A 22,303-nucleotide genomic window follows, 5' to 3' on the forward strand; every position below is an offset into this window, starting at 1 on the left:
TATCTCATCATTATTACGGAGGCTTAGCTCAGCTGGGAGAGCATCTGCCTTACAAGCAGAGGGTCGGCGGTTCGATCCCGTCAGCCTCCACCACTTATATTATCAAAAGGTATGCCGAAATAGCTCAACTGGCAGAGCAACTGATTTGTAATCAGTAGGTTGCGGGTTCAATTCCTGTTTTCGGCACCACCTATTTGTCCCGTTAGCTCAGGTGGTAGAGCACTTGACTTTTAATCAAGGTGTCGATGGTTCGAGTCCATCACGGGACACCATTCCTAATTTTATAATCCGCCCGGATGGTGAAATCGGTAGACACGCAGGACTTAAAATCCTGTGGAGTAAAATCCATGTCGGTTCAAGTCCGACTCCGGGCACCACTTTTTATATATAACAATCTAGCAATGGGGCTTTAGCTCAGCTGGGAGAGCGCCTGCTTTGCACTCAGGAGGTCAGCGGTTCGATCCCGCTAAGCTCCACCAGATAGATTTCAGTACCTCAGTTTGGATTTCAACATAACCACATATGGCGGTGTAGCTCAGCTGGCTAGAGCGTTCGGTTCATACCCGAAAGGTCGAGGGTTCAAGTCCCCCCGCCGCTACCAGTCTGGACCCGTAGCTCAGTTGGTTAGAGCTACCGGCTCATAACCGGTCGGTCGTTGGTTCGAGTCCAACCGGGTCCACCAGTTGTAACTTAGAATTAAATTATATCCGGAGGAATACCCAAGAGGCTGAAGGGATCGGTCTTGAAAACCGACAGGGTGTAAAAGCCGCGGGGGTTCAAATCCCTCTTCCTCCGCCACTATTATTCAAAACTCAATTATGTTATAATAGTTGTGGTAATTAAATCAATGTATCGCGGGATAGAGCAGTCTGGTAGCTCGTCGGGCTCATAACCCGAAGGTCAATGGTTCAAATCCATTTCCCGCAACCAATAAACGGTCCGGTGGTGTAGGGGTTAACATGCTTGCCTGTCACGCAGGAGATCGCGGGTTCAAATCCCGTCCGGACCGCCATTTATCGGCTCTGTAGCTCAGTTGGTAGAGCAGTGGCCTGAAGAGCCTCGTGTCGGCGGTTCAACTCCGTCCGGAGCCACCACTTCAAGACTAGAAACTAAAACATCTTAATGGTGTTTTTTTTTATTTTATTTTTATAGTATAATTAAATTAAAGATCATCGATCATAGAGGTATAAAAATGAATACAAAGAAATTATTGATAATAATTATTAGCAGCATCTTAGGTTTAGGCGTAATTGTTTATTTAGGTTTATTAGTTTTTTTACCTCCGGTTGTAACGAATGTTTATTTAACAACTAATACTAATATTAGAGGAGTTAGATTAGATTTTAAACCTGAGAATAATGAATCAGACTTTTTAACATTAAGTAGTAATGATACGAGTAGTTATTTACCATTACCTGATGATAAAAATTATGATTTTTATGTTGATAACCAAACTTATTATTTGGTGATAGAAGTACTTAATTTAAGAAATTATTCAATTGAATCTATTGAAGTGAGTGGAGAAGTTATTCATAAAGAAGATTTCGATATAAATTATAAGAATGAAGTCATAATGATTGCATTTAATGGTCATAGAGATGCTTTTGGTGTACACGATATTCAACTATCAAAAGTAAATTATGATGATTCTGGTAACTTAAAAGAAGCATCAATGAATCATACCCACGAATTTAAAGTAGCAGTTAAATCAAAGGACCCTTTAAGTTTAGAGATTAACGAAATTAAAATTTATAAAGATAAATTAGAAATTAATTATTTACTACATAATAAAAAAATATTTGAAAAATATCAAAATCCAGATGTGACATTAGTTTTAATAGCTAAAGATGATTCGTTTGTTAAAAGCTATGCACTTGAAATTAGTGAACATATCTTGGATACCAAAACACTTATACTAGAAGATATTGATACCACTAAAGAGTATAAATTAGTATTTGCTAGCGTATATGATTTATATGATGGACTTGGATATCGAGAATTTACAAAAGAAATAGATATATTTACACACATAAATTTTGACATAAATATTACAAATATTACCTCAAGTAGTATAACTTATGAAATCGTTAATATAAATAATGTGATCTTACCAACGCTTTCAAAATCTGCAAGTGTGTCTAAAGAAGGTGTTTTTGTTACTTCGGGTCTTGATAGTGAGTGGACAATTGATTCTAACCTAGAATCTAATACAACATATGAATTATCGGTTTCGTTGCATTATGGTTCTGTGAATGGTATTTCTTATCAAAGATATATAGAAAAAGAATTTACGACTTTAACAGACTGAGTACAAAATCATGTACTCAGTTTTTTTATTTCTTGTAATAAAATATTCTAATTGTTAATCCCATTTTTTATATATAAATTAGTATAAATGGTATAATAATTTTAGACTAAAAATAACTGAAATTTTTGGGCATATTAGTTTATATTATATAGAAAAACAAGAGGAATGTAATGTATAAACTGGATCAATCAAAAACGCCATTTTTCGACAAAATAAAAGCATATGGTATGAGTGATACAACACCACTAGACGTACCAGGACACAAGCTAGGAGCAATCAATAATGAGTTTAGAGAATTCCTAGGTTCTAATGTTTTTAGATTAGATGCAAATGCACCAAGAGGCTTAGATAATCTTGCTAAACCAAAAGGTGTTTTAAAAGAAGCTCAAGCACTTGCTGCTGATGCTTTTGGTGCGGATCATGCTTACTTTTTAATTAATGGTACTTCACAAGGTATTATTACTATGATTATGACAGCATGTAAAGCCAAAGAAAAAATTATTATTCCAAGAAACGTTCATAAATCTGCAATTAACGGTTTAATACTTTCTGGTGCAATGCCAATCTTTATGAAACCACACATTGATTCGGAATTAGGGATTGCAAATGGTATTAATATTGCAGAATTAAAAGAAACAATTGAAGAAAACCCAGATGCTAAAGCGGTATTTGTTATTAACCCTACATATTTTGGTGTGACCTCTAATTTAAAAGAAGTTGTTAAATTAGCACATGATCATAATATGTTAGTCTTAGTTGATGAAGCACACGGTGCACATTTTGGATTTTCAGAAAAATTACCAGTTTCTGCAATGGAAGCTGGTGCGGATATGAGCGCATGTTCAATCCACAAAACAGTAGGTTCACTAACTCAAAGCTCAATGTTACTTGTTAAAGGTGATAGAGTCAATGTTAACCTTATACAATCAACACTAAATATCCTACAATCAACTTCCCCATCTAGTTTATTAATGGCATCCCTTGATACAACACGTAGTTATATGGCATTAAATGGGCCTAAAAAATTAGATGAGTTAATTGAACTAGCTGACTATGTTAGAAAGCGAATTAATCGTATAAAAGGCCTTCAAGCGATTACTAAAGATTATGTACTTAGCCACCGAGGTTATGACTATGACGAAACAAAGATCATGGTTAAGGTATCTGACCTTGGAATCACTGGATTTGACGCATATAATATTTTATCTTCAGAATCCAATATCCAAATGGAACTTGCAGAAACACATCTCATATTGGCTGTTTTATCGATTGGTACAACTAAAGAAGATTTAGATAGATTTATTGAAGCATTAAAGAATCTTAAAAAACATAAAAAGGATGAAACAATCAAATATAAGATTCGTTTCACATATCCTGAAACCTATGCCCGTCCTCGTGAAGCATATCATGCACCAAAGCGATTTGTTAAGTACGAAGATGCATTAAATGAGGTTGCAGCAGAAAACATTATGGTTTATCCACCAGGGATTCCACTTGTAATACCAGGTGAGATTATTAACCAAGATATTTTAGATGATTTAGAATTTTACATGGAACAAGGTTCAACAATCTTGTCAGATACAGAAGGAGACTATGTGAAAGTTGTTGATAAAGACAACTGGATCAAATACGAAGGTGACTTATGAAATTAAGTAAAGTAGATTTATCATTCCAATCATGTACAGCGGAATACGATGAAGCGGATGTTGTCATTTATTCATGTCCAATGGATGCAACAACATCATATAGACCAGGAACGCGTTTTGCAGGTAATGCAATTCGTGTGGATTCATTTGGTGTTGAATGGTATTCACCATATAGAGAAGCAGACTTAAAAGATTATAAGACTTGTGACTCTGGTGATCTTCCACTCCCAATTGGTGCAGTAGAAGATGCCCTAGATATCATTTATGATGCAACTAAAACCATTTTAGAAGATGGTAAAGTCCCAATGATGATTGGTGGCGAACATTTAGTTACATACCCTGTTTTAAAGGCTGTTAAAGAGAAGTATGATGACTTATATGTTATTCACTTAGATGCACACACTGACTTACGTGAAAACTTCTTTGGCCGTGACTTATCACATGCTACATTTATGCGTCATGCACACAAGTTTTTAGGTGATCACCATATCTACCAATTTGGTATTAGATCTGGAGATAAAGAAGAATTTGATTGGGCTAAAAAGCATATCTATCAAAGAAAGTTTGACTTTGAGGGGTTAGCTGAGGCTGTTGAAACTCTAAAAGATAAACCAGTATATATTACCATTGACTTAGACGTATTAGACCCAGCAGTCTTCCCAGGTACAGGTACACCTGAACCGGGTGGTATGCAATATAAAGATTTATTATGGGCATTTGATCAATTCGAAAAACTAAACAATATTGTTGGTGCGGATTTTGTTGAATTATCACCATACTTAGATCCATCTGGTGCATCAAACGCAGTAGCTGCAAAAACACTAAGAGAAATGGTTTTAATTCTTCAAAAGAATTTAGACAAGAAAAGAAATAAGTAACATATAAATATAGGTGCCTTTATGGCACCTTTTTCTTTCATAATTTAAAATAAAACTAACACTGTACCACAAATGTGTTACAATAGAATTGGTGATAACATGAAAACAGATTATATTAACGTCAGAGTCAATAAAGAAACAAAAGAAAAAGTGGAAATCGTCTTAGATAAGCTTAATTTAAAAATGAGCGATGCTATTAACCTATTTTTAAATCAAGTTGTTTTAGATGAGGCACTTCCATTTAAGGTTAGAATTCCAAAATATGAAGAAGCTTATAATAAATTAGAAAAAGCTATCGGATATAATTCATTTGGTGGCGGTGTACCAAGTGATTATGCAAAGAACATTTTACTTTTATATGCAAAAGGTGAAATTGATTTTGAAACTGCAGTCTTTGCATTAAATAGGGAAAGATAATGCCAAACACACAAGATCCATACCTTTATCCTGGTACAAACGTTCATATCAACGTTGCAGGCATCAAAGATAAAGCAAGATTAAAAGAATACACCGCAAAACAATTCGCAGTTTCAATGATTAGACTCCAAAAAGAACCAATTATTCTCACTTCTTGTAAGGATTTACTACTATTACATAGAATTTTATTTAGAAATGTCTTTGAATGGGCTGGAAAAATTAGAGTGATTAATGTAACTCAATCTGAATTCATTTTAGGTGAAAACACAGTAGTTTATTCAGATTACACTATGGTCATGAAAGAATTAGAACAAGTAGATGAACAATTTATGAAACTTCCCTGGGAAACATTTTCAAAAGAAATGTTCATTGATACCTTATCTAATATGATTGTTACACTTTGGGTTATTCGTCCATTTAGAGAAGGAAACACCAGAACACTCATGGTGTTCATCGATTTGTTTATTCAAAAATATGGCTATGAAATTAATCTATCAGAGTTTAATAAGAACTCAAGTGATATTAGAAATGCATTAGTCTGGGCAACCATTGGAGAGTTCTATAACCTCAATTTAATCTTCAATGATATCATTTCTCACAAACGTGTTACAAAAAATCAGTAATTACGACCTAATTTCGGTCTAAAACACAAATTTTAATCAATTTTCTTTACTTATTAAGTAAGATGCCAATTTAGAAAGCCTTTCCCACCTCGGGGAAGGTTTTTAATTATATAATTAAGGTGCAATCGAAAAACTTTATAGGAGGAAATTATGATCGCTAAGAAATATGATGCTTCAAAAGATAAGCAATTTCAAATTTTAGATCAAAACGGTAAAGTTGTAAACGAAAAATTCGAACCAAACTTACCAAAAGAGACTTTATTAAAAATGTATAAGACTGCTGTTTTAGGTCGTAATGCTGATATCAAAGCTTTACAATACCAAAGACAAGGCCGTATGTTAACTTATGCACCAAATATGGGTCAAGAAGCTGCACAAATCGGTGTTGCTGCTGCAATGGAACCACAAGACTGGAACTCACCAATGTACCGTGAGTTAAATCTTCAATTATACCGCGGTGTAACATTAGAATCAGTATTCTTATATTGGTATGGTAATGAAAGAGGCTCAATCAGACCTGATGGTGTTAGAGTATTACCAACAAACATTATCATTGGTTCACAATCAAACTTAGCAGCTGGTTTAGCAATGGCTTCTAAGATTAGAAAACAACCAGAAGTTACAGTATTCACTATCGGTGATGGTGGTACAGCTCACGGTGAATTCTACGAAGGTTTAAACTTCGCAGCTACATTCAATGCACCAGTTGTTGGTGTAATCCAAAATAACCAATATGCTATTTCTACTCCAGTTAGAAAAGCATCTAAATCAGAATCATTAGCTCAAAAAGGTGTTGCCTTTGGTATCCCTTATGTACAAGTTGACGGTAATGACATGTTAGCTATGTATGTTGTAGCTAAAGAAGCTATGGACCGTGCTAGAAAAGGTGAAGGCCCAACATTAATCGAAGCATTCACTTATCGTATGGGACCTCATACAACTTCAGATGACCCATCAATCTATCGTACTAAAGAAGAAGAAAACGAATGGGCTAAGAAAGATCCAATCGCAAGATTTAAGACTTATTTAATCAATAAGGGTTATTGGACTGAAGAAGAAGATGCTAAGTTAGTTGAAGATGTTAACAATGAAATCGGTGAAACATTCAAGAAAGTTGAATCTTACGGTGCTAAGGTTGAATTAATGGAAATCTTCGAACACACTTATGCTGAAATGACACCACAATTAAAAGAACAATACGAAGATATGAAAAAATATCTAGAGGGAGCTAAGTAATATGGCAATCATTACATTATTAGAAGCTATTAACCAAGCCCTTGATCAAGCTATGGAAAAAGACAACTCAGTTGTATTATTCGGTGAAGACGCTGGTTTTGAAGGTGGCGTATTCCGTGTAACAGCTGGTTTACAAAAGAAATATGGTGAAGAAAGAGTATTCGATACTCCAATCGCTGAATCAGCAATTATCGGTTCTGCAATTGGTATGGCAATGAACGGTTTAAAACCAGTTGCTGAAATCCAATTCGATGGTTTCTTATTCCCAGGTTATACAGATTTAGTTACTCATGCTGCTCGTATGAGAAACCGTTCAAGAGGACAATTCACTGTTCCTATGGTAGTTCGTGTACCACATGGTGGTGGTATCCGTGCGCTTGAACATCACTCAGAAGCAATTGAAGCATTACTTGGTTCAATCCCTGGTTTAAAAGTTGTTACAGCTTCTACACCATATGATGCAAAAGGTTTAATGCTTGCTGCAATCAACGATCCAGATCCTGTAGTATTCTTAGAACCAAAACGTATCTATCGTGCTGGTAAACAAGAAGTTCCAGCTGAAATGTACGAAATTCCATTAGGAAAAGCTAAAGTTGTTAAACAAGGTACTGACATTACTGTCGTAGCTTGGGGTGCAATCGTTCGTGAAGTTGAAAAAGCTGCTAAATTAGTTGAAGCAGACGGTATTTCAGTAGAAATCGTTGACTTAAGAACAATCGCTCCATATGATGAAGAAACTGTATTAAACTCAGTTAAGAAAACTGGTAGATTCATGGTGGTTACAGAAGCTGTTAAGTGTTATGGTCCAGCTGCTGAATTAATCGCTATGGTAAACGAAAAAGCATTCTATTCATTAGAAGCTGCTCCTGTTCGTTTCACTGGATTTGATATCACTGTTCCTCTTGCAAGAGGCGAACACTATCACTTCCCACAACCAGAAAGAATTGCTTTCGAATTAAAGAAGTTAGCAAAAGTTAGACCATAAGGAGGACAATATATCATGTATGAATTTAAATTTGCCGATATTGGTGAAGGTATCCATGAAGGTACCATCTTAAAATGGAATTTCAAAGTAGGGGACAAAGTAAAAGAAGGCGAAACATTAGTTGTTGTTGAAACAGATAAAGTTAACGCTGAATTACCATCACCAGTTGATGGTGTAATCGTAGCACTTGGTAAACAAGAAGGTGAAGTTATTCACGTTGGTGAAAACGTCGTAATTATTGACGACGGTAAAGGTGGTGCAGCACCAGTTGCAGCTCCTCAAGCTCCAGCTGAAGTTAAAGCACAACCTGCTGCCCCTCAAGCTCAAGCAGTATCTGCTGATGTTTATGATTTCAAATTTGCTGACATCGGTGAAGGTATTCATGAAGGAACAATCCTAAAATGGAACTTTAAAGAAGGCGATGCAGTCAAAGAAGGCGAAACTTTAGTTGTTGTTGAAACAGATAAAGTTAACGCTGAATTACCTGCTCCAGTTTCTGGTACAGTATTAAAGATTGGCAAGAAAGAAGGCGAAGTTATTCACGTTGGTGAAACTGTTGTCTTAATCGGAGAAAAAGGTGCTACACTTGCTGCAGCTCCTGCTCAAAAAACTACTGAACCTGCGTCAGAACCTAAGAAGGGTGCTGGTGTTGTTGGTGAAATCGAAGTTTCAGACGAAATTATCGGTGGTGGTTCAGAAGAACATGTTGCAACATCAACAGGTAAAGTATTAGCATCTCCTGTTGCAAGAAAACTTGCTGCTGACTTAGGTGTTGAAATTTCTACAGTTAAAGGTACTGGCGAACAAGGTCGTGTATTAAAAGATGACGTTGCTGCTGCTAAAGGTACAACTGCTCCTGCTGCCGCTCCTGTTCAAGCTACTCAAGCTGCTCCAACTGCTTCAGCTCCTGCTAAATCTCAAACTCCTGCTCCAGCTAAACCAGCCGGTGAAGTTGAAGTTGTTAAGATATCAAGAGTACGTAAAGCTATTTCTAACGCAATGGTTAGATCAGTTTACACAATTCCTCATACAACTTTAATTGATGAAGTTAACGTTAACGCGCTAGTAGAATTCAGAAACAAAGCTAAGGGTGTTGCTGAAGCTAAAGGTATTAAATTAACTTATATGGCTTTCATTTCTAAAGCAGTTATCATTGCTTTACGTGAATTCCCAACATTCAATGCATCATTCAATCATGAAACAGATGAATTATATATCAAGAAGTTTATCAACTTAGGTATGGCTGTTGATACTCCAGATGGATTAATCGTTCCAAACATTAAAAACGCTCAAAACTTATCAGTATTCGAACTTGCTAGCCAAGTTAGAAAATTAGCTGATGACACTATTGCAAGAAAGATTTCTTTAGATCAACAACAAAATGGTACATTCACAATTACTAACTTCGGTTCAGCTGGTATCTCAATTGGTACTCCAGTAATTAACTACCCAGAATTAGCAATTCTTGGTGTTGGTAAGATTGAACAAAAACCAGTAGTTGAAAATGGCGAAATTAAGATTGCATCAGTATTACCATTATCATTAGCAGTAGACCACAGAATTATCGATGGTGCTGATGGTGGTAGATTCTTAATGAGAGTTAAAGAATTATTAATGAATCCTACATTATTACTATTAAGCTAAGGAGATCATCATGGCTAAACAATACGATATTATTGTCGTAGGTGGCGGACCTGGTGGCTATGTTGCTGCTATTAAGGCTGCTCAACTTGGGGCAAAAACTGCTTTAGTTGAAAAAGAAGTTGTTGGTGGTATCTGTTTAAATCACGGATGTATCCCAACAAAGACTTTCTTAAAATCTGCTAAAGTTTACAAAACATTACAACATTCAAATGACTACGGTGTAACATCAACTGGTTCAATCGGTTTCGATTGGTCAAAAATTGTTTCACGTAAAGATGGTGTTGTTAAGCAATTAACAGGTGGCGTTGATTTCTTATTAAAGAAGAATGGCGTTGACGTTTACAACGGATTTGGTGATATTAAATCAGCAAACGAAGTTGTTGTTAATGGCGAATCATTACAAACTAAAAATGTAATTATTGCAACTGGTGCATCTGCAATCGTTCCTCCAATTCCTGGAGTTGAAGATGCTTATAAGAAAGGCATCGTTGTAACATCAAGAGAATTACTTGCTATCCAAAACTATCCAAAATCAATTCTAATTGTTGGTGGCGGTGTTATTGGTGTAGAATTCGCGACAGTATTCAATTCATTTGGTTCAAAAGTTACAATCATCGAAAAGATGGATGGCATCTTACCAACAATGGACGAAGAAGTTCGTGTGGCATACACTAAGACATTAAAACGTGATGGCATTGAAATTTTAACTGGTGCTGAAGTTAAATCAGTTAACGATCATAAGTTAACTTACAACTTAGCTGGCCAAGATGTAACTATCGAAGGTGACTTAATCTTAATGGCTGTTGGTACACGTGCTAACTCTAAGGGTCTTGAACACTTAGGATTAGAAATGGATCGTGCTAACATCAAGACAAACGAATACCTACAAACTAACGTACCTGGCATTTATGCAATTGGTGATGTTAATGGTAAATTCATGCTTGCACACGTTGCAGAACATGAAGGTATCGTTGCTGTCGAACATATCCTTAAGAAGGGTCATCAAAAGATGGATTACGATAAAGTTCCATCATGTATCTATGGCTCACCAGAAATCGCTGCACTTGGTTTAACTGAAAAAGAAGCTAAAGCACGCGGTATCGATTATAAAGTTTCTAAAGTTCCACTAGCAGCTGTTGGTAAAGCACTTGCTGATGGCGAAAAAGAAGGTTTCATCAAGTTAATCGTTGATAAGAAATACTTAGAAGTTGTTGGTGTTCATATCTATGCTTACAATGCAACAGAATTAATTTCTGAATTCTCAGTTGCAATGGCAGCAGAAGCTACTGCTTATGAAATTGCTCATGCAATTCATCCACATCCAACATTATCTGAATTATCACTTGAAGCTGCGCTTGGTGCAATCGATAAAGCTATTCATATCTAACAAATATAAAAGGGTTCTCCGCATGGAGTTCCCTTTTTGTTTTTACTTGCAACTTTAATTATTTCGTGTATAATTGATTAGGCTGTGAGGTATTATATGAAGGCTTTAAATTTTAGTTATAGACTATTACTCCACGTGATTGGATACTTAATCATTGCATTAGGTGTTGTATTAATTTATCGTGCCGAACAAGGTGCTTATCCAATTGATGCAGTATCATATTATTTAAATGAATTAATCCCAGGAATTGACCTAGGTATTGCATCTATTATTATTAATGGTGCATGGGTAGTTTTTAATTTTATTTTAATTAGAAAATGGCAAACATTAGGCTCATTTTTAATTGTTTTCACATTTGGCTACTTAATTAACTTATGGGACTTTGTCATTCCTTCAAACCTTACACAGTATGGATTGTTACTTCAAATACCACTTGCCTTATCTGGTTTAGTTTTACTTGGTGCAGGAATCGCACTTATCATGTTTAATGCTAAATTCCCATTAACACCAAGTGAAGTATGCTTCATATTTGTTAATGAGAAAGTAAAAAATACAGTTAAGACTAAGTTAATCATTGAAATCACCATGATTACAATCGCATTGACACTAGCTGCTATTGCTGGACAATTCAGTCAAATTGGTTGGTTAACTATCGCATCAGTCTTAACAATTGGATTTATCATCTCATTCTTCCAAAAAATCTTTAAGAAATTTATTACAGTATATTAAAAATAAAAGACTCCTTCAGTTCACTTCAACTTCGGAGTCTTTTTTTATTAGCTAAATATTAAATCAAATAATTGTTGATGTTTCTTTTTCAAGAAAGATAATTCACCAGGTCTAAGTTGAATAGAAAGTAAACTTGACGATAGATTTAAATCAAGAGATCCTTCTCTAACAACAAATGCCTCTTCAATCATGCCATAGACGACGGATAACTTGATATCATAAATATCATCTTTTTTAATTATGACTGAACGCGGTGATTCACCGTAGTTCCATCTGAATGTTTCATATTTCTCAGCTTTAAGTTGCTCGATTTTTAAAATATCTTTTTTAGATAGTTCGATAGATGTACCATCTGTTAAGGTATCGATTAAATACTTAATCAACTCATCCTTAGATAGATTTGTATAGTCTTTTATGTTTCCAACAACACTACGGTTTGATTTAACTGCAATACTATCTGTTGATTGATCTTTAGGTTTTAAAGACGCATTTAAAATATCTAAGTTTGAATCAAATAAAAGTGTACCGTGATGCAGTAGTCGATCTTTGTGGACAAATTGTGCATTACCGCTAACCTTTTTACCCTCGATCTTTAAATCACTTTTACCACTAAATTCAATAGGTATACCTATTTTATTTAAAGCATCAACAAGTGGTTTCGTAATCTTTTCATACTTAGATATATTTTCTTTAGAAGAAGTAATGATTGTGAAGTTAATGTTTCCCATATCATGATAAACAGTACCACCACCTGAAATACGACGAACAAGTGGAATCTTGTTTTCATGAATGAATTTAAGGTTAACTTCTTCATAGACATTTTGATTACGACCGAGCACTAATGAAGATTCGTTTTGCCAGAGTAAGAGTATATCTTCATTTAAAGCAATCTCTTTTAAAATATATTCTTCCCAAGCTAGATTAAATTGGATATCATTGGAAATTGGGTAAATTGTTTTCATATATTTGTTAACTCCGTTATTATATTATCATATATTAAATTTAAATGATAAAATAAGGAAGTAAAGTGGGGAATTATGAGAGCAGTCCTTATTTATAATGAAGCCTCAGGTAAAGGTAAAGTAAAAAAAGACTTTAATAAGATTAATGCTTTTTTCAAACTTAATAATTGGGTAGTTGATTATTACCAAGTAACCAAAGATAAAGATTTGAAAAACGATTGTGAAGCGATGTCATGTAATTATGACACTTTTTTAATTGCCGGTGGTGATGGTACGATTCACTCTGTCATATTAGGGATTATGAGAGTGCCTAAAGAAAATAGACCTAGATTATTATTCTTACCATATGGTACAACAAATGATGTTGCAGGTATGTTAGGTCTTGGTAAAAATGTGTTTTATAATTTAGCGCTTTTAAAAACAACCAGTTATGAAGAAATGGACGTTTATAAAGCAAACGATCAATATTTCATATACGCAGCAGCAGTCGGTAAGTTTTCTAAAATCTCATATGAAATTGATCGTATGAAACTCAGATGGCTTGGACCGCTTGGCTATGTAATGAATGGTTTTAATGATTTATTTAATATATACAAGATGCAAGTAAGGGTTGTATCATCGATTAAGAACTATGATAAAAAGTCATTCCTAATTATGATGGCAGCAGGTTCTAGGGTTGCTGGATTTAATATGAGTAAATTTACTAAAGGAATGAAACTTAATTCGGGTCAAATTGCAGTGAGAGTATTTACTAGAAATCATTTCTTCAGCTGGACTAAAATGGTATGGTTCTATTTATTTAGAGGTCGTCACTTTAAAAATGACCTACATTTAAATGAATCTCAAATAAGATTTGAACTCGATGAAAGATGGACTTGGAATCTAGATGGTGAACGTGGACCTAAAGGATCATTAAAGGTTGAAGTTTTAAATAAAGAAGTCACTGTTTATGTACATCCAAAACACAGAAACAAATTATTTAATTAAAAGAATAAGACACTAGGTATAATGCTTTTATTTTCTGAAAAATTTTCAAACAACTTACAATTTTGCAATTGTAAGTTGCAACGACAAATTGCTAAACATTTTGTATAATAATTTTGTGAGACAAAAGAGAGGGGTTAACACAATATGGATAAAATTTTAGAAGTCAATGGTCTTTATAAAAAGTTTGGTGATTTAGTTGCAGTTAACCATATTGATTTTTATGTGAAGCGTGGGGAGCTATACGCATTCTTAGGTCAAAATGGTGCAGGTAAATCAACAACAATTAATATGATTATTACGCTACTTGAAAAAGATGGTGGTAGTTTTAAATTAAATGGAAAAGAAGACCCAGCATATATTAGAGAAAAAATTGGTGTTGTTTTCCAAGAAAATGTATTAGATAAAGATTTAACCGTTAAAGAAAACTTATTAACAAGAGGTATCTTTTACTTAAAGGATAAAGCAAAAACATTAGATCGTTATAATGTACTTGCTGAAAGTCTTGAGTTAAGAGATATTGAAAATAAAAGATTCAAATCATTATCAGGCGGTCAAAAGAGAAGAGCAGAAATTGCAAGAGCACTTTTCTCAAATCCTGAATTATTAATACTTGATGAACCAACAACTGGTCTTGACCCTGAAACTAGACAAGTTGTTTGGAGAGTTATTGAAGATTTAAGAGTTAAACATGGTATTACCGTATTTTTAACAACGCATTACATGGAAGAGGCTGCAAATGCGGATCATGTAGTTATTATTCATAAAGGGAATATAGTTGCTAAAGGCAGTCCAGCACATCTTAAAGCTCAATATTCTAAGGACTACTTTAGATTAGTGCCTAAAGATAAAGAACAACTAATAAAATTCTTAAATGAATCAAAAAGAGCTTTTAAGAAAGTTGCTGATCAATTTTATATTGAAATTAAAGATACGAAAGATACCATCGATTTAATTATTGAGTTAAAAGAAAATATCGAAACCTTTGAAGTTGTCAAAGGTACATTAGATGATGTATTTGTTAATGTGGTAGGTGAACAAAAATGAGTGAATTTTTATCATTAGTATCCCGTAATATTAAAGTCTTTTTAAGAGACAAAACAGCAGTATTTTTCTCATTCTTATCAGTTATCATCCTGCTTGCATTATATGTACTATTCCTAGGCAATAACTTTAAGATGGATGTATTAACTCCGTATTTCACAAGTAAAGAGTTAGACTTTATTGTTTACTCTCAATTGATTCCAGGGCTAATTGTTATCTCAACGATTACAATCTCACTAGGTAACTTAGGTAATATCATTAATGACTTAGAATATAAGATCATGGATGGTTTCATGGTAACACCGGTTAAAAGAGTTAAAGTGATTGCAGCATATTATTTATCATCACTTTTAATCACGATTGTAATCTCATGGACAATGTTACTTGTAGCATGGGTATTACTAGGTATTTTAACAGGTATTTTCTTTACATTAGGTACAATTATAAATGCTGCACTTGTTATTATTCTATGTTCAATTATCTCATCAGCATTCATGGTGTTATTAACCTCATTCATCAAATCAATTAATGCATTTGGTGCAGTTTCTGGGGTATTTGGAACGGTGATTGGTTTCACATCTGGTATTTACATGCCATTAACTATCTTACCTGATGCGATGAGTTATGTTTCAAGTGTAATACCATTCACACATATGACAGTGCTTTTAAAACAAACCATGTTTGGACAAGCATATGAAATGATTGAAACGAAGACCTCTACTGAAGTAGCAGTTGCTGTTTCTGAACCATTTGGTTTAAATAATGTTGGTTTATTAGGTTTAGATATTCCACTTGAGTGGTTAATGATTGGTTCATTAATCCTATCAATTGGTTTAATCGTACTTGCAACTAGAGTGATTTCTAGAAGAATTTCTAAAAAATAAAATAAAAATGGGACCTTGTTGGGTCCCATTATTTTTAATCATAAAATCAAATTTAAAGTTGAGGCATTACTACAAACAGAAATAATAATTTTAATAACTGTATTTAAATCACGCCGATTTCTTATTTTTTAAAATAACTAAAATTGACATGATGGTAGACACAATCGCACCAATAGCAAAAATAATCGCAAACAATAATAAACCTAATGCCAGTAAATCAGTAATTTGGAAATAGAAGAATAGAAGTACACCAACAAAAATCCATAACACTAATGGAGATAAAAAAGTTAACACCGGTTTTACTTTATGAAGTCTTTTTGAAATTGGATAACTAAAGATTCCAATCACTATCATTCCAATAATTAATGAAAACATAAGTATATCTTGCATATATAACCTCTCTTTATGCCATTATCTTATCACAATGTTATGATTTAACGTCTCCAACCACATCAACTGTAGAGTAACCAATATTAATCAAATGATCCCCTATACGTTCTAATTGAGATGTGAAGTCAAAGAAGTACTTAGAATGTTCCAGTTGGCATTCACCGGTACGCAGTCTTATAACGTGATTTTTTTCATATTCTAGTTTATGTTTATCAATTAATTCTTCTAAATGAGATAGTTTCTTTAATTCCTTTATTTGATTCTTTATATAAATGTTTTCTGTTAATTCAACCATCAATTTTAAATCATTCATGAATGTTTTAAGTTCTTCTTGTGCAACTCCAGAGAATGCAATATTTTCAGCATTCATCTCATTAATTAATAGCAAGAAGTTATGTGCATGGTCAGCAATACGTTCTAAGTCATTAATAACATGATATATTTTACCGATTTGAAGTTCAGCGTTATAATTTAATCTTTCACTTGAAAGCTTTACTAAGTATAAGGCAATCGCGCTATTGAGATAGTCGATAACCTCTTCGTTATCAACAACTTTTTTAAACTCATAAGCGATACCATCTTCAATTGACTTAAAAGCAAAAAACATATTTTCCTTTGTTAAATCAAACATTCTTAAGACTTCTTTATCAAGTGCAGCTAATGCAAATGATGGGGTTTTAAGTAAACTTTCATTAACAAATTTGAGTGTTTTATCTTCTTTTGTGGTTTCTTTATTCTTAACTAAAATATAAGAGAGTTTTTCTAATTGTTTAATAAACACTAAAGCAATTAATGCGGTTGAGATATTAAAGAAGATTTGGAAGAATGAGACTTGGAATCCTAAATCAACAGATTTAACAAAACCAACAATTTGATCATTAAAGATCATGAGTATTGCAGTAAAGACAAGACAACCAATTAAATTAAAGATTAATTGAACAATTGCCAAACGTTTAGCATCTGCATTACCAGATAAAGATGCTAATAACCCAGTAGTTGTTGTGCCCACTTCAGCACCTAATACGATGTATAAAGCATATTCAATCGGAATCGTTCCACTGGATACTAATAGAATAGATAAACCTACAACTAATGTAGAAGAGTTTACAATTGCAGTAAATACGATACTTATGAATATAAGTAATAGTGGGAAATTGACAGTCTCAAAAACATTGCCAATAAATGTTTTCATTTGATCGTTTTTAAAAGCATCTCCGGCAAAAGATAACCCGATAAAGATTAATCCAAACCCAATAAAGATTTGGCCAATACGCTTCATATTAGGTGTTTTAGCAAACATTTCAATCACAACACCGATTGCAGTAAATAAAGATAAAAAGATTGCAAAATCAAATGTTGCAAAACTTGAAATAAGACCGGTTAAGGTCGTTCCAACGTTTGCCCCTAAAATAATTGCGATCCCTTGATATAACGTGATTAAATTAGCATTTAAGAACGAAATAGTCATTACAGTAACAAGTGTTGACGACTGCATAACAGAAGTAATGAATGCACCAAATGAAAATGAAACAAATCGGTTATTAGAAACCTTGTTCATTCCCTTTTGCATACGTTTGGAAGATACTTTTTCTAAACCTGATGACATTTGATGTATACCTACTAAAAAGATAGCAAGTCCTGTCAAAAGTGTTACAAAGCTCGTAATAATTTCCATTATTTATACCTCGTGCGTAAACTTTAGTTTCTGCACTAATTATACAATACGTTTATCTACATTCGTTGTAAAATATATATATGAATATACGCTGAAAGGTTAACAACATGGAAAATATCCGCTTTAAAAACTTAATTCAAAGATGTGAAGAACATAATGAACTTTTTGTTACAAACTTAATGGTCATGAAAGATGATAAGATTGTTTTCGATTTCACCAAGAAACCGTATCAAAAAGGAGATTTACAATTTTTATTTTCAGTTACGAAGTCTTTTACTTCAGTAGCTATTGGTATTCTAGCTGATCAAGGTAAACTTAAAATTGATGACTACATTACTAAGTATTTTGAAGAAGAAACTAAAGACTTAACTAATCCAATCATCAAAAAGATTCAGATTAAACATCTTTTAATGATGGCACCGGGAAACGAAAGTGAAGCACCATTCTCACTTCAATTACAAGGCAATTGGGTTAAAGTATTCTTTAATCAAGAATTTGTTCACGAACCAGGTAGTCAATTTACATATTCATCATTAACTAGTCATATGTTAAGTGAGATTGTACAAAGGATCACCGGTGATACACTTGAAAGATTTTTAAAAACACACTTATTTGATAAATTAGGCATTACCAATTATCAATGGGAACACTTTGAAGGAAAAACTGTTGGTGGAGTTGGTTTATCACTCACACCAGAAGATATGATGAAGTTTGGTAAGATGTTACTTCATGATGGTGTTTATGAAGGAAAAAGTATAGTTTCTAAAGCATATTTAGATGAGGCAACCCGTGTTCATATTAATAAAAGATGGGGAGGACCTGTCTTAGAAAATGAATATACACCATATGCAGGACGCCAATATGGCTATCAATTCCATATATCACCACGTTCATTTAGAGCAGATGGTGCATTTGGTCAAGTCATTAAAGTATTTAAGAAAGAAAATATGGTAGTTGTAGCTAATTCTCAAAATACAAACTATGATGTATTCTGGACAATCATTGACAAGAGTTTAAATATCGATGAGGTTAAAGAAGATATTTCAAAAGAAGAATTAGATCAATATTTAGATAGTTTGACATATGAAAATAAACAATTTAGCGAAGCTAAATCACCAGAGTTTAATGGTAAATATCAGTTAGAACCAAATGTATTAGAAATTGATACGTTTGAGTTTAATGAAGGCATACTTACTTTTAACTATACAACAGGTGATAAAGATCTCTTTGATGTTTCAACTCAAGGCAGTAAGTATGGCATGAGTTATTATAAGAAGAAGTTAATTTTAGTAAACCAAAAACATTACCAAGAAGTTTATTTTGAAGACAATAAACTCGTCTTAAAGATTTTATACATAGAAACCCCTTATGTTGTGCATTATATCTTTGAAAGGAAGAATGATTCTCTTACATTTGAGTTTATTAGAAATGTAAGCCTTTATTTCAACAATTTCACCCAAATAACAACGAAAATCTAACCGAAAACCAAATTAAAATATATACGTTATGAAAACCTGAAATGTAAGTGTTTTTGCATGAAAACTCATGTAAGCATTTACATTTTTGTTTTGGTTGCAAATAACTTTACACTCACATATAATTACAATACTCACAACTCAGGGTATATATACATTAGTATATTTAGTATGTTTTTTTATTAATGGATATCTATATCTTGATGTTGATTAGTCACTGTAAACAATATGTGAAAAGGACGGGATAATATGATAACCAAGATTAAAAAACGTGATGGAAGAATCGTAAGATTTAATCCAGAAAAGATTAATGAGGCAGTTACAAAAGCTTTTCTTGCAACCGAACATGGTGCCAAACAAGCTGATCATGTAACAAATGAGGTTCTACAATCGTTAGATATAAAATTTAAACAACAGGTTCCAACTGTTGAAGATATTCAAGACGAGGTAGAGCGTGCACTTATTAGACTGAACTTCTCAGATGTTGCTAAAGCTTACATTCTATACCGCGAGGAAAGAAGTAAGGTAAGAGATAGAAACACCAGACTCATGCGCACATACCATGATATTGCTTTCTCAAAGAGCACAGAAAGTGACCTAAAGAGAGAAAACGCCAATATCAATGGGGATACTCCAATGGGGGCGATGTTAAAGTACGGCAGTGAAGGCGCGAAAGAATTTAATAAAATATTTGTTTTAAACCCGCGTCATGCTAAAGCCCATGAGGAAGGATTAATCCATATTCATGACCTAGACTTTTTGACCTTAACACTTACATGTTGTCAAATTGACTTAGATCAATTATTCTCAGGTGGTTTCCAAACTGGGCACGGCTCATTAAGAGAACCACAAGATATTAAAACTTATGCAGCACTTGCGTGTATCGCAATCCAGTCTAACCAAAATGACCAACATGGTGGACAATCTGTTCCTAAATTTGATTACGATATGGCTAAAGGGGTTAGAAAAACTTATATTAGACATTTCAAGAACAATTTAGCCAAGGTTTTTGAATTAAGTAATATCTTACTAGAAGTTCCAGGACTTTTAGAAAGAATCAAACATGATACTGGTTTAGAACCTAGACTGTATCAAAAAGATATAGATAAAGAAATTCAAAAATATGTTGATCATGATATTACAAAACTATTAGATTTTGTAACTAAAGAAGCAACCAAGGAAACAATTAAAGATACTTATCAAGCAATGGAATCATTGATTCATAATCTAAATACAATGCACTCAAGAGCAGGTGCTCAAGTGCCATTCTCATCATTAAACTATGGTACAGACACTTCTCATGAAGGTAGACTTGTTATTGAATCAATTCTAAAAGCTACACAACGTGGACTTGGCCAAGGAGAAACACCAATCTTCCCTATTCAAATCTTTAAACTGAAAAAAGGTGTAAGTTTTGAAAAGGGCGACCCTAACTATGATCTTTTCCAGCTAGCAATGGAAACATCAGCTAAAAGATTATTCCCTAACTTCTCATTCTTAGATGCACCATTTAATGCACAGTACTATAAAGAAGGTAATGTACATACAGAAATAGCATACATGGGATGTAGAACAAGAGTCATTGGTAATGTATTTGATACCGAAAATGAAATTGTTACTGGTCGTGGTAATTTAAGTTTCACATCAATTAACTTACCAAGAATTGCATTAACCACTAAAAATCAAGATGAGTTCTTCAAAGAATTAGATCGTACACTAGATTTAGTATTTGAACAACTTTTAGAAAGATTTGATATCCAAAAAGGATTACATGTCTATAACTTCCCATTCTTAATGGGGCAAGGTGTTTGGATTAACTCTAAAAAGTTAAAACCATCAGATACAATTGAAGAAGTTATTAAACATGGTTCATTAGCAGTTGGTTTCATTGGTCTTGCTGAATGTTTAAAAGTTTTAACTGGTAAACACCATGGTGAAGACAAAGAATCTCAAAAACTTGGTTTAAAGATTATTAAACACATGAGAGCATTAGCTGATAAAAAGGCTTTAGAAACGCATTTAAACTTTTCAGTGATTGCAACACCTGCTGAAGGTTTATCTGGTAGATTTGTAAACATGGATAAGAAGAGATTTGGCATTATTGAAGGTGTGACCAATCATGATTTCTATACAAATTCATTCCATGTACCAGTTTATTATCCAATTGAAGCTTATAAGAAGATTGATATTGAAGCACCATATCATGAATTAACCAACGGTGGTCATATTACATATATTGAACTTGATGGTGATCCTGCTAAGAACATTAAAGCATTTGAAACCATTATTAAGTATATGGGTGAAAAAGGTGTTGGTTATGGATCAATTAATCACCCTGTTGATTTTGACCCGGTATGTAAATATGTAGGCATTATTAATGATGTTTGTCCAAAATGTGGACGTAAAGAAACAGCTGAACAACCATTTGATAGAATCAGAAGAATTACAGGGTACTTAGTGGGAACTCTAGATAGATTCAATGATGCTAAGAGAAAAGAAGTTGATGAACGTGTTAAACACTACCGAGCTTAAACTAAGAATTAATAACATCATTGATGAATCGATTGTAGATGGTGAAGGCATTAGAATGGTTGTCTTTACTCAAGGTTGTAAACTTCGTTGTGCATTTTGCCACAACCCAGCAACCCATGAACTTGAGGCTGGAGAGTTTGTTGACTTAGAGTTTATCAAAAACAAATGGAGGGGAAATCCACTCTTATCGGGTATCACAATAAGTGGTGGTGAACCTTTCTTACAAGTTGAAGCAGTTTATGAACTTGTTAAACTTGCAAAGAAAGATAACTTAGAAGTCATCGTATATAGTGGTTATACTTATGAATCACTTAAAGCAAGAAACTGTGAATATACCAATGGCATATTAGAAACAGCGGACTTACTCATTGATGGACCGTTCATTCATCAATTAAAAGATTTATCACTTATGTGGCGAGGTTCAAGTAACCAACGAGTGATTGATTTAAAAGAAACAAAAATGAAAGATGAAGTCGTAACCAGATATTAAAGAAAGGTGAATGG

19 protein-coding genes and 11 tRNA genes are annotated in these 22,303 nt (G+C 33.6%); 27 read left to right on the forward strand and 3 right to left on the reverse strand.

What is annotated here, in order from left to right:
* The first annotated feature begins 17 nt into the window (after positions 1-17).
* From PG914_RS01610 to PG914_RS01710, 21 genes are all read left to right on the forward strand, one after another.
* Positions 18-93 (forward strand) — tRNA-Val (locus tag PG914_RS01610).
* 20 nt (positions 94-113) lie between these two features.
* Positions 114-189: transfer RNA gene (locus PG914_RS01615), tRNA-Thr, on the forward strand.
* A gap of 7 nt (positions 190-196) precedes the next feature.
* Positions 197-272 (forward strand) — tRNA-Lys (locus PG914_RS01620).
* Between the two features lie 18 nt (positions 273-290).
* Positions 291-377, forward strand: a tRNA-Leu gene (locus tag PG914_RS01625).
* Positions 378-403: 26 nt separating this feature from the next.
* Positions 404-479: transfer RNA gene (locus PG914_RS01630), tRNA-Ala, on the forward strand.
* Positions 480-524: 45 nt separating this feature from the next.
* Positions 525-601 (forward strand) — tRNA-Met (locus PG914_RS01635).
* 4 nt (positions 602-605) lie between these two features.
* Positions 606-682 (forward strand) — tRNA-Ile (locus PG914_RS01640).
* Between the two features lie 27 nt (positions 683-709).
* Positions 710-798, forward strand: a tRNA-Ser gene (locus tag PG914_RS01645).
* Positions 799-853: 55 nt separating this feature from the next.
* A tRNA-Met gene (locus PG914_RS01650) sits at positions 854-930 on the forward strand.
* A 6-nt stretch (positions 931-936) separates the two neighbouring features.
* Positions 937-1,012: transfer RNA gene (locus PG914_RS01655), tRNA-Asp, on the forward strand.
* Between the two features lie 6 nt (positions 1,013-1,018).
* Positions 1,019-1,094: transfer RNA gene (locus tag PG914_RS01660), tRNA-Phe, on the forward strand.
* 98 nt (positions 1,095-1,192) lie between these two features.
* A complete protein-coding gene (locus PG914_RS01665; RefSeq protein ID WP_488821947.1) occupies positions 1,193-2,308 on the forward strand; it encodes a hypothetical protein in 1,116 nt (371 codons plus the stop codon).
* Between the two features lie 170 nt (positions 2,309-2,478).
* Complete coding sequence (locus PG914_RS01670; protein WP_488821948.1) at positions 2,479-3,954, forward strand: aminotransferase class I/II-fold pyridoxal phosphate-dependent enzyme; 1,476 nt, start codon at positions 2,479-2,481, stop codon at positions 3,952-3,954.
* A complete protein-coding gene (gene speB, locus PG914_RS01675; RefSeq protein ID WP_488821949.1) occupies positions 3,951-4,832 on the forward strand; it encodes an agmatinase in 882 nt (293 codons plus the stop codon). Before PG914_RS01670 ends, speB begins: the two co-directional genes overlap by 4 nt.
* Positions 4,833-4,931: 99 nt before the next feature.
* The gene (locus PG914_RS01680) at positions 4,932-5,249 is read left to right on the forward strand and encodes a type II toxin-antitoxin system RelB/DinJ family antitoxin (protein ID WP_488821950.1); all 318 of its coding nucleotides are present in this window, start codon (positions 4,932-4,934) and stop codon (positions 5,247-5,249) included.
* Positions 5,249-5,872: a Fic/DOC family protein gene (locus PG914_RS01685; RefSeq protein WP_488821951.1), complete on the forward strand. Its 624-nt coding sequence runs from the start codon at positions 5,249-5,251 to the stop codon at positions 5,870-5,872. The genes PG914_RS01680 and PG914_RS01685 overlap by 1 nt, the downstream gene beginning before the upstream one ends.
* 150 nt (positions 5,873-6,022) lie before the next feature.
* Positions 6,023-7,108, forward strand: coding sequence for a pyruvate dehydrogenase (acetyl-transferring) E1 component subunit alpha (pdhA, locus tag PG914_RS01690; RefSeq protein WP_488821952.1), 1,086 nt, complete (start codon positions 6,023-6,025; stop codon positions 7,106-7,108).
* Position 7,109: 1 nt separating this feature from the next.
* Positions 7,110-8,093 carry an alpha-ketoacid dehydrogenase subunit beta gene (locus tag PG914_RS01695; RefSeq protein WP_488821953.1) on the forward strand — a complete coding sequence of 328 codons (984 nt, stop codon included), beginning with the start codon at positions 7,110-7,112 and terminating at the stop codon, positions 8,091-8,093.
* Between the two features lie 15 nt (positions 8,094-8,108).
* Entirely contained in the window at positions 8,109-9,737 is a 1,629-nt protein-coding gene (locus PG914_RS01700) for a 2-oxo acid dehydrogenase subunit E2 (protein WP_488821954.1), read from the forward strand.
* 10 nt (positions 9,738-9,747) lie between these two features.
* Positions 9,748-11,124 carry a dihydrolipoyl dehydrogenase gene (lpdA, locus tag PG914_RS01705; protein ID WP_488821955.1) on the forward strand — a complete coding sequence of 459 codons (1,377 nt, stop codon included), beginning with the start codon at positions 9,748-9,750 and terminating at the stop codon, positions 11,122-11,124.
* Between the two features lie 96 nt (positions 11,125-11,220).
* Positions 11,221-11,853 (forward strand): YczE/YyaS/YitT family protein, encoded by a 633-nt coding sequence (locus PG914_RS01710; protein ID WP_488821956.1) that lies wholly within the window; start codon positions 11,221-11,223, stop codon positions 11,851-11,853.
* Between the two features lie 47 nt (positions 11,854-11,900).
* Here PG914_RS01710 and lplA read toward each other — a convergent pair whose 3' ends face one another.
* Entirely contained in the window at positions 11,901-12,815 is a 915-nt protein-coding gene (gene lplA, locus PG914_RS01715; RefSeq protein ID WP_488821957.1) for a lipoate--protein ligase, read from the reverse strand.
* A gap of 75 nt (positions 12,816-12,890) precedes the next feature.
* Between lplA and PG914_RS01720 the strand changes: the two genes are divergently transcribed.
* The 3 genes from PG914_RS01720 (at position 12,891) to PG914_RS01730 (ending at position 15,727) form a co-directional block, all read left to right on the forward strand.
* Positions 12,891-13,802 (forward strand): diacylglycerol/lipid kinase family protein, encoded by a 912-nt coding sequence (locus tag PG914_RS01720; RefSeq protein WP_488821958.1) that lies wholly within the window; start codon positions 12,891-12,893, stop codon positions 13,800-13,802.
* A gap of 144 nt (positions 13,803-13,946) precedes the next feature.
* Positions 13,947-14,846 carry an ABC transporter ATP-binding protein gene (locus PG914_RS01725; RefSeq protein ID WP_488821959.1) on the forward strand — a complete coding sequence of 300 codons (900 nt, stop codon included), beginning with the start codon at positions 13,947-13,949 and terminating at the stop codon, positions 14,844-14,846.
* Complete coding sequence (locus tag PG914_RS01730) at positions 14,843-15,727, forward strand: ABC transporter permease (protein ID WP_488821960.1); 885 nt, start codon at positions 14,843-14,845, stop codon at positions 15,725-15,727. Before PG914_RS01725 ends, PG914_RS01730 begins: the two co-directional genes overlap by 4 nt.
* 108 nt (positions 15,728-15,835) lie before the next feature.
* Here PG914_RS01730 and PG914_RS01735 read toward each other — a convergent pair whose 3' ends face one another.
* Positions 15,836-16,117 (reverse strand): hypothetical protein, encoded by a 282-nt coding sequence (locus tag PG914_RS01735; RefSeq protein ID WP_488821961.1) that lies wholly within the window; start codon positions 16,115-16,117, stop codon positions 15,836-15,838.
* Between the two features lie 37 nt (positions 16,118-16,154).
* On the reverse strand, positions 16,155-17,792 hold the full coding sequence (locus tag PG914_RS01740) for a Na/Pi cotransporter family protein (protein WP_488821962.1): 1,638 nt from the start codon (positions 17,790-17,792) through the stop codon (positions 16,155-16,157).
* A gap of 107 nt (positions 17,793-17,899) precedes the next feature.
* Between PG914_RS01740 and PG914_RS01745 the strand changes: the two genes are divergently transcribed.
* The 3 genes from PG914_RS01745 to nrdG all read left to right on the forward strand — a co-directional run bounded on the left by PG914_RS01745 (position 17,900) and on the right by nrdG (position 22,289).
* Positions 17,900-19,270 carry a serine hydrolase domain-containing protein gene (locus PG914_RS01745; protein WP_488821963.1) on the forward strand — a complete coding sequence of 457 codons (1,371 nt, stop codon included), beginning with the start codon at positions 17,900-17,902 and terminating at the stop codon, positions 19,268-19,270.
* 246 nt (positions 19,271-19,516) lie between these two features.
* Positions 19,517-21,799, forward strand: coding sequence for an anaerobic ribonucleoside triphosphate reductase (locus tag PG914_RS01750; RefSeq protein WP_488821964.1), 2,283 nt, complete (start codon positions 19,517-19,519; stop codon positions 21,797-21,799).
* The gene (gene nrdG / locus PG914_RS01755) at positions 21,771-22,289 is read left to right on the forward strand and encodes an anaerobic ribonucleoside-triphosphate reductase activating protein (RefSeq protein ID WP_488821965.1); all 519 of its coding nucleotides are present in this window, start codon (positions 21,771-21,773) and stop codon (positions 22,287-22,289) included. The genes PG914_RS01750 and nrdG overlap by 29 nt, the downstream gene beginning before the upstream one ends.
* The last annotated feature ends 14 nt before the right edge of the window (positions 22,290-22,303 follow it).

This window comes from Acholeplasma sp. ORD1043 (genome assembly GCF_057808485.1).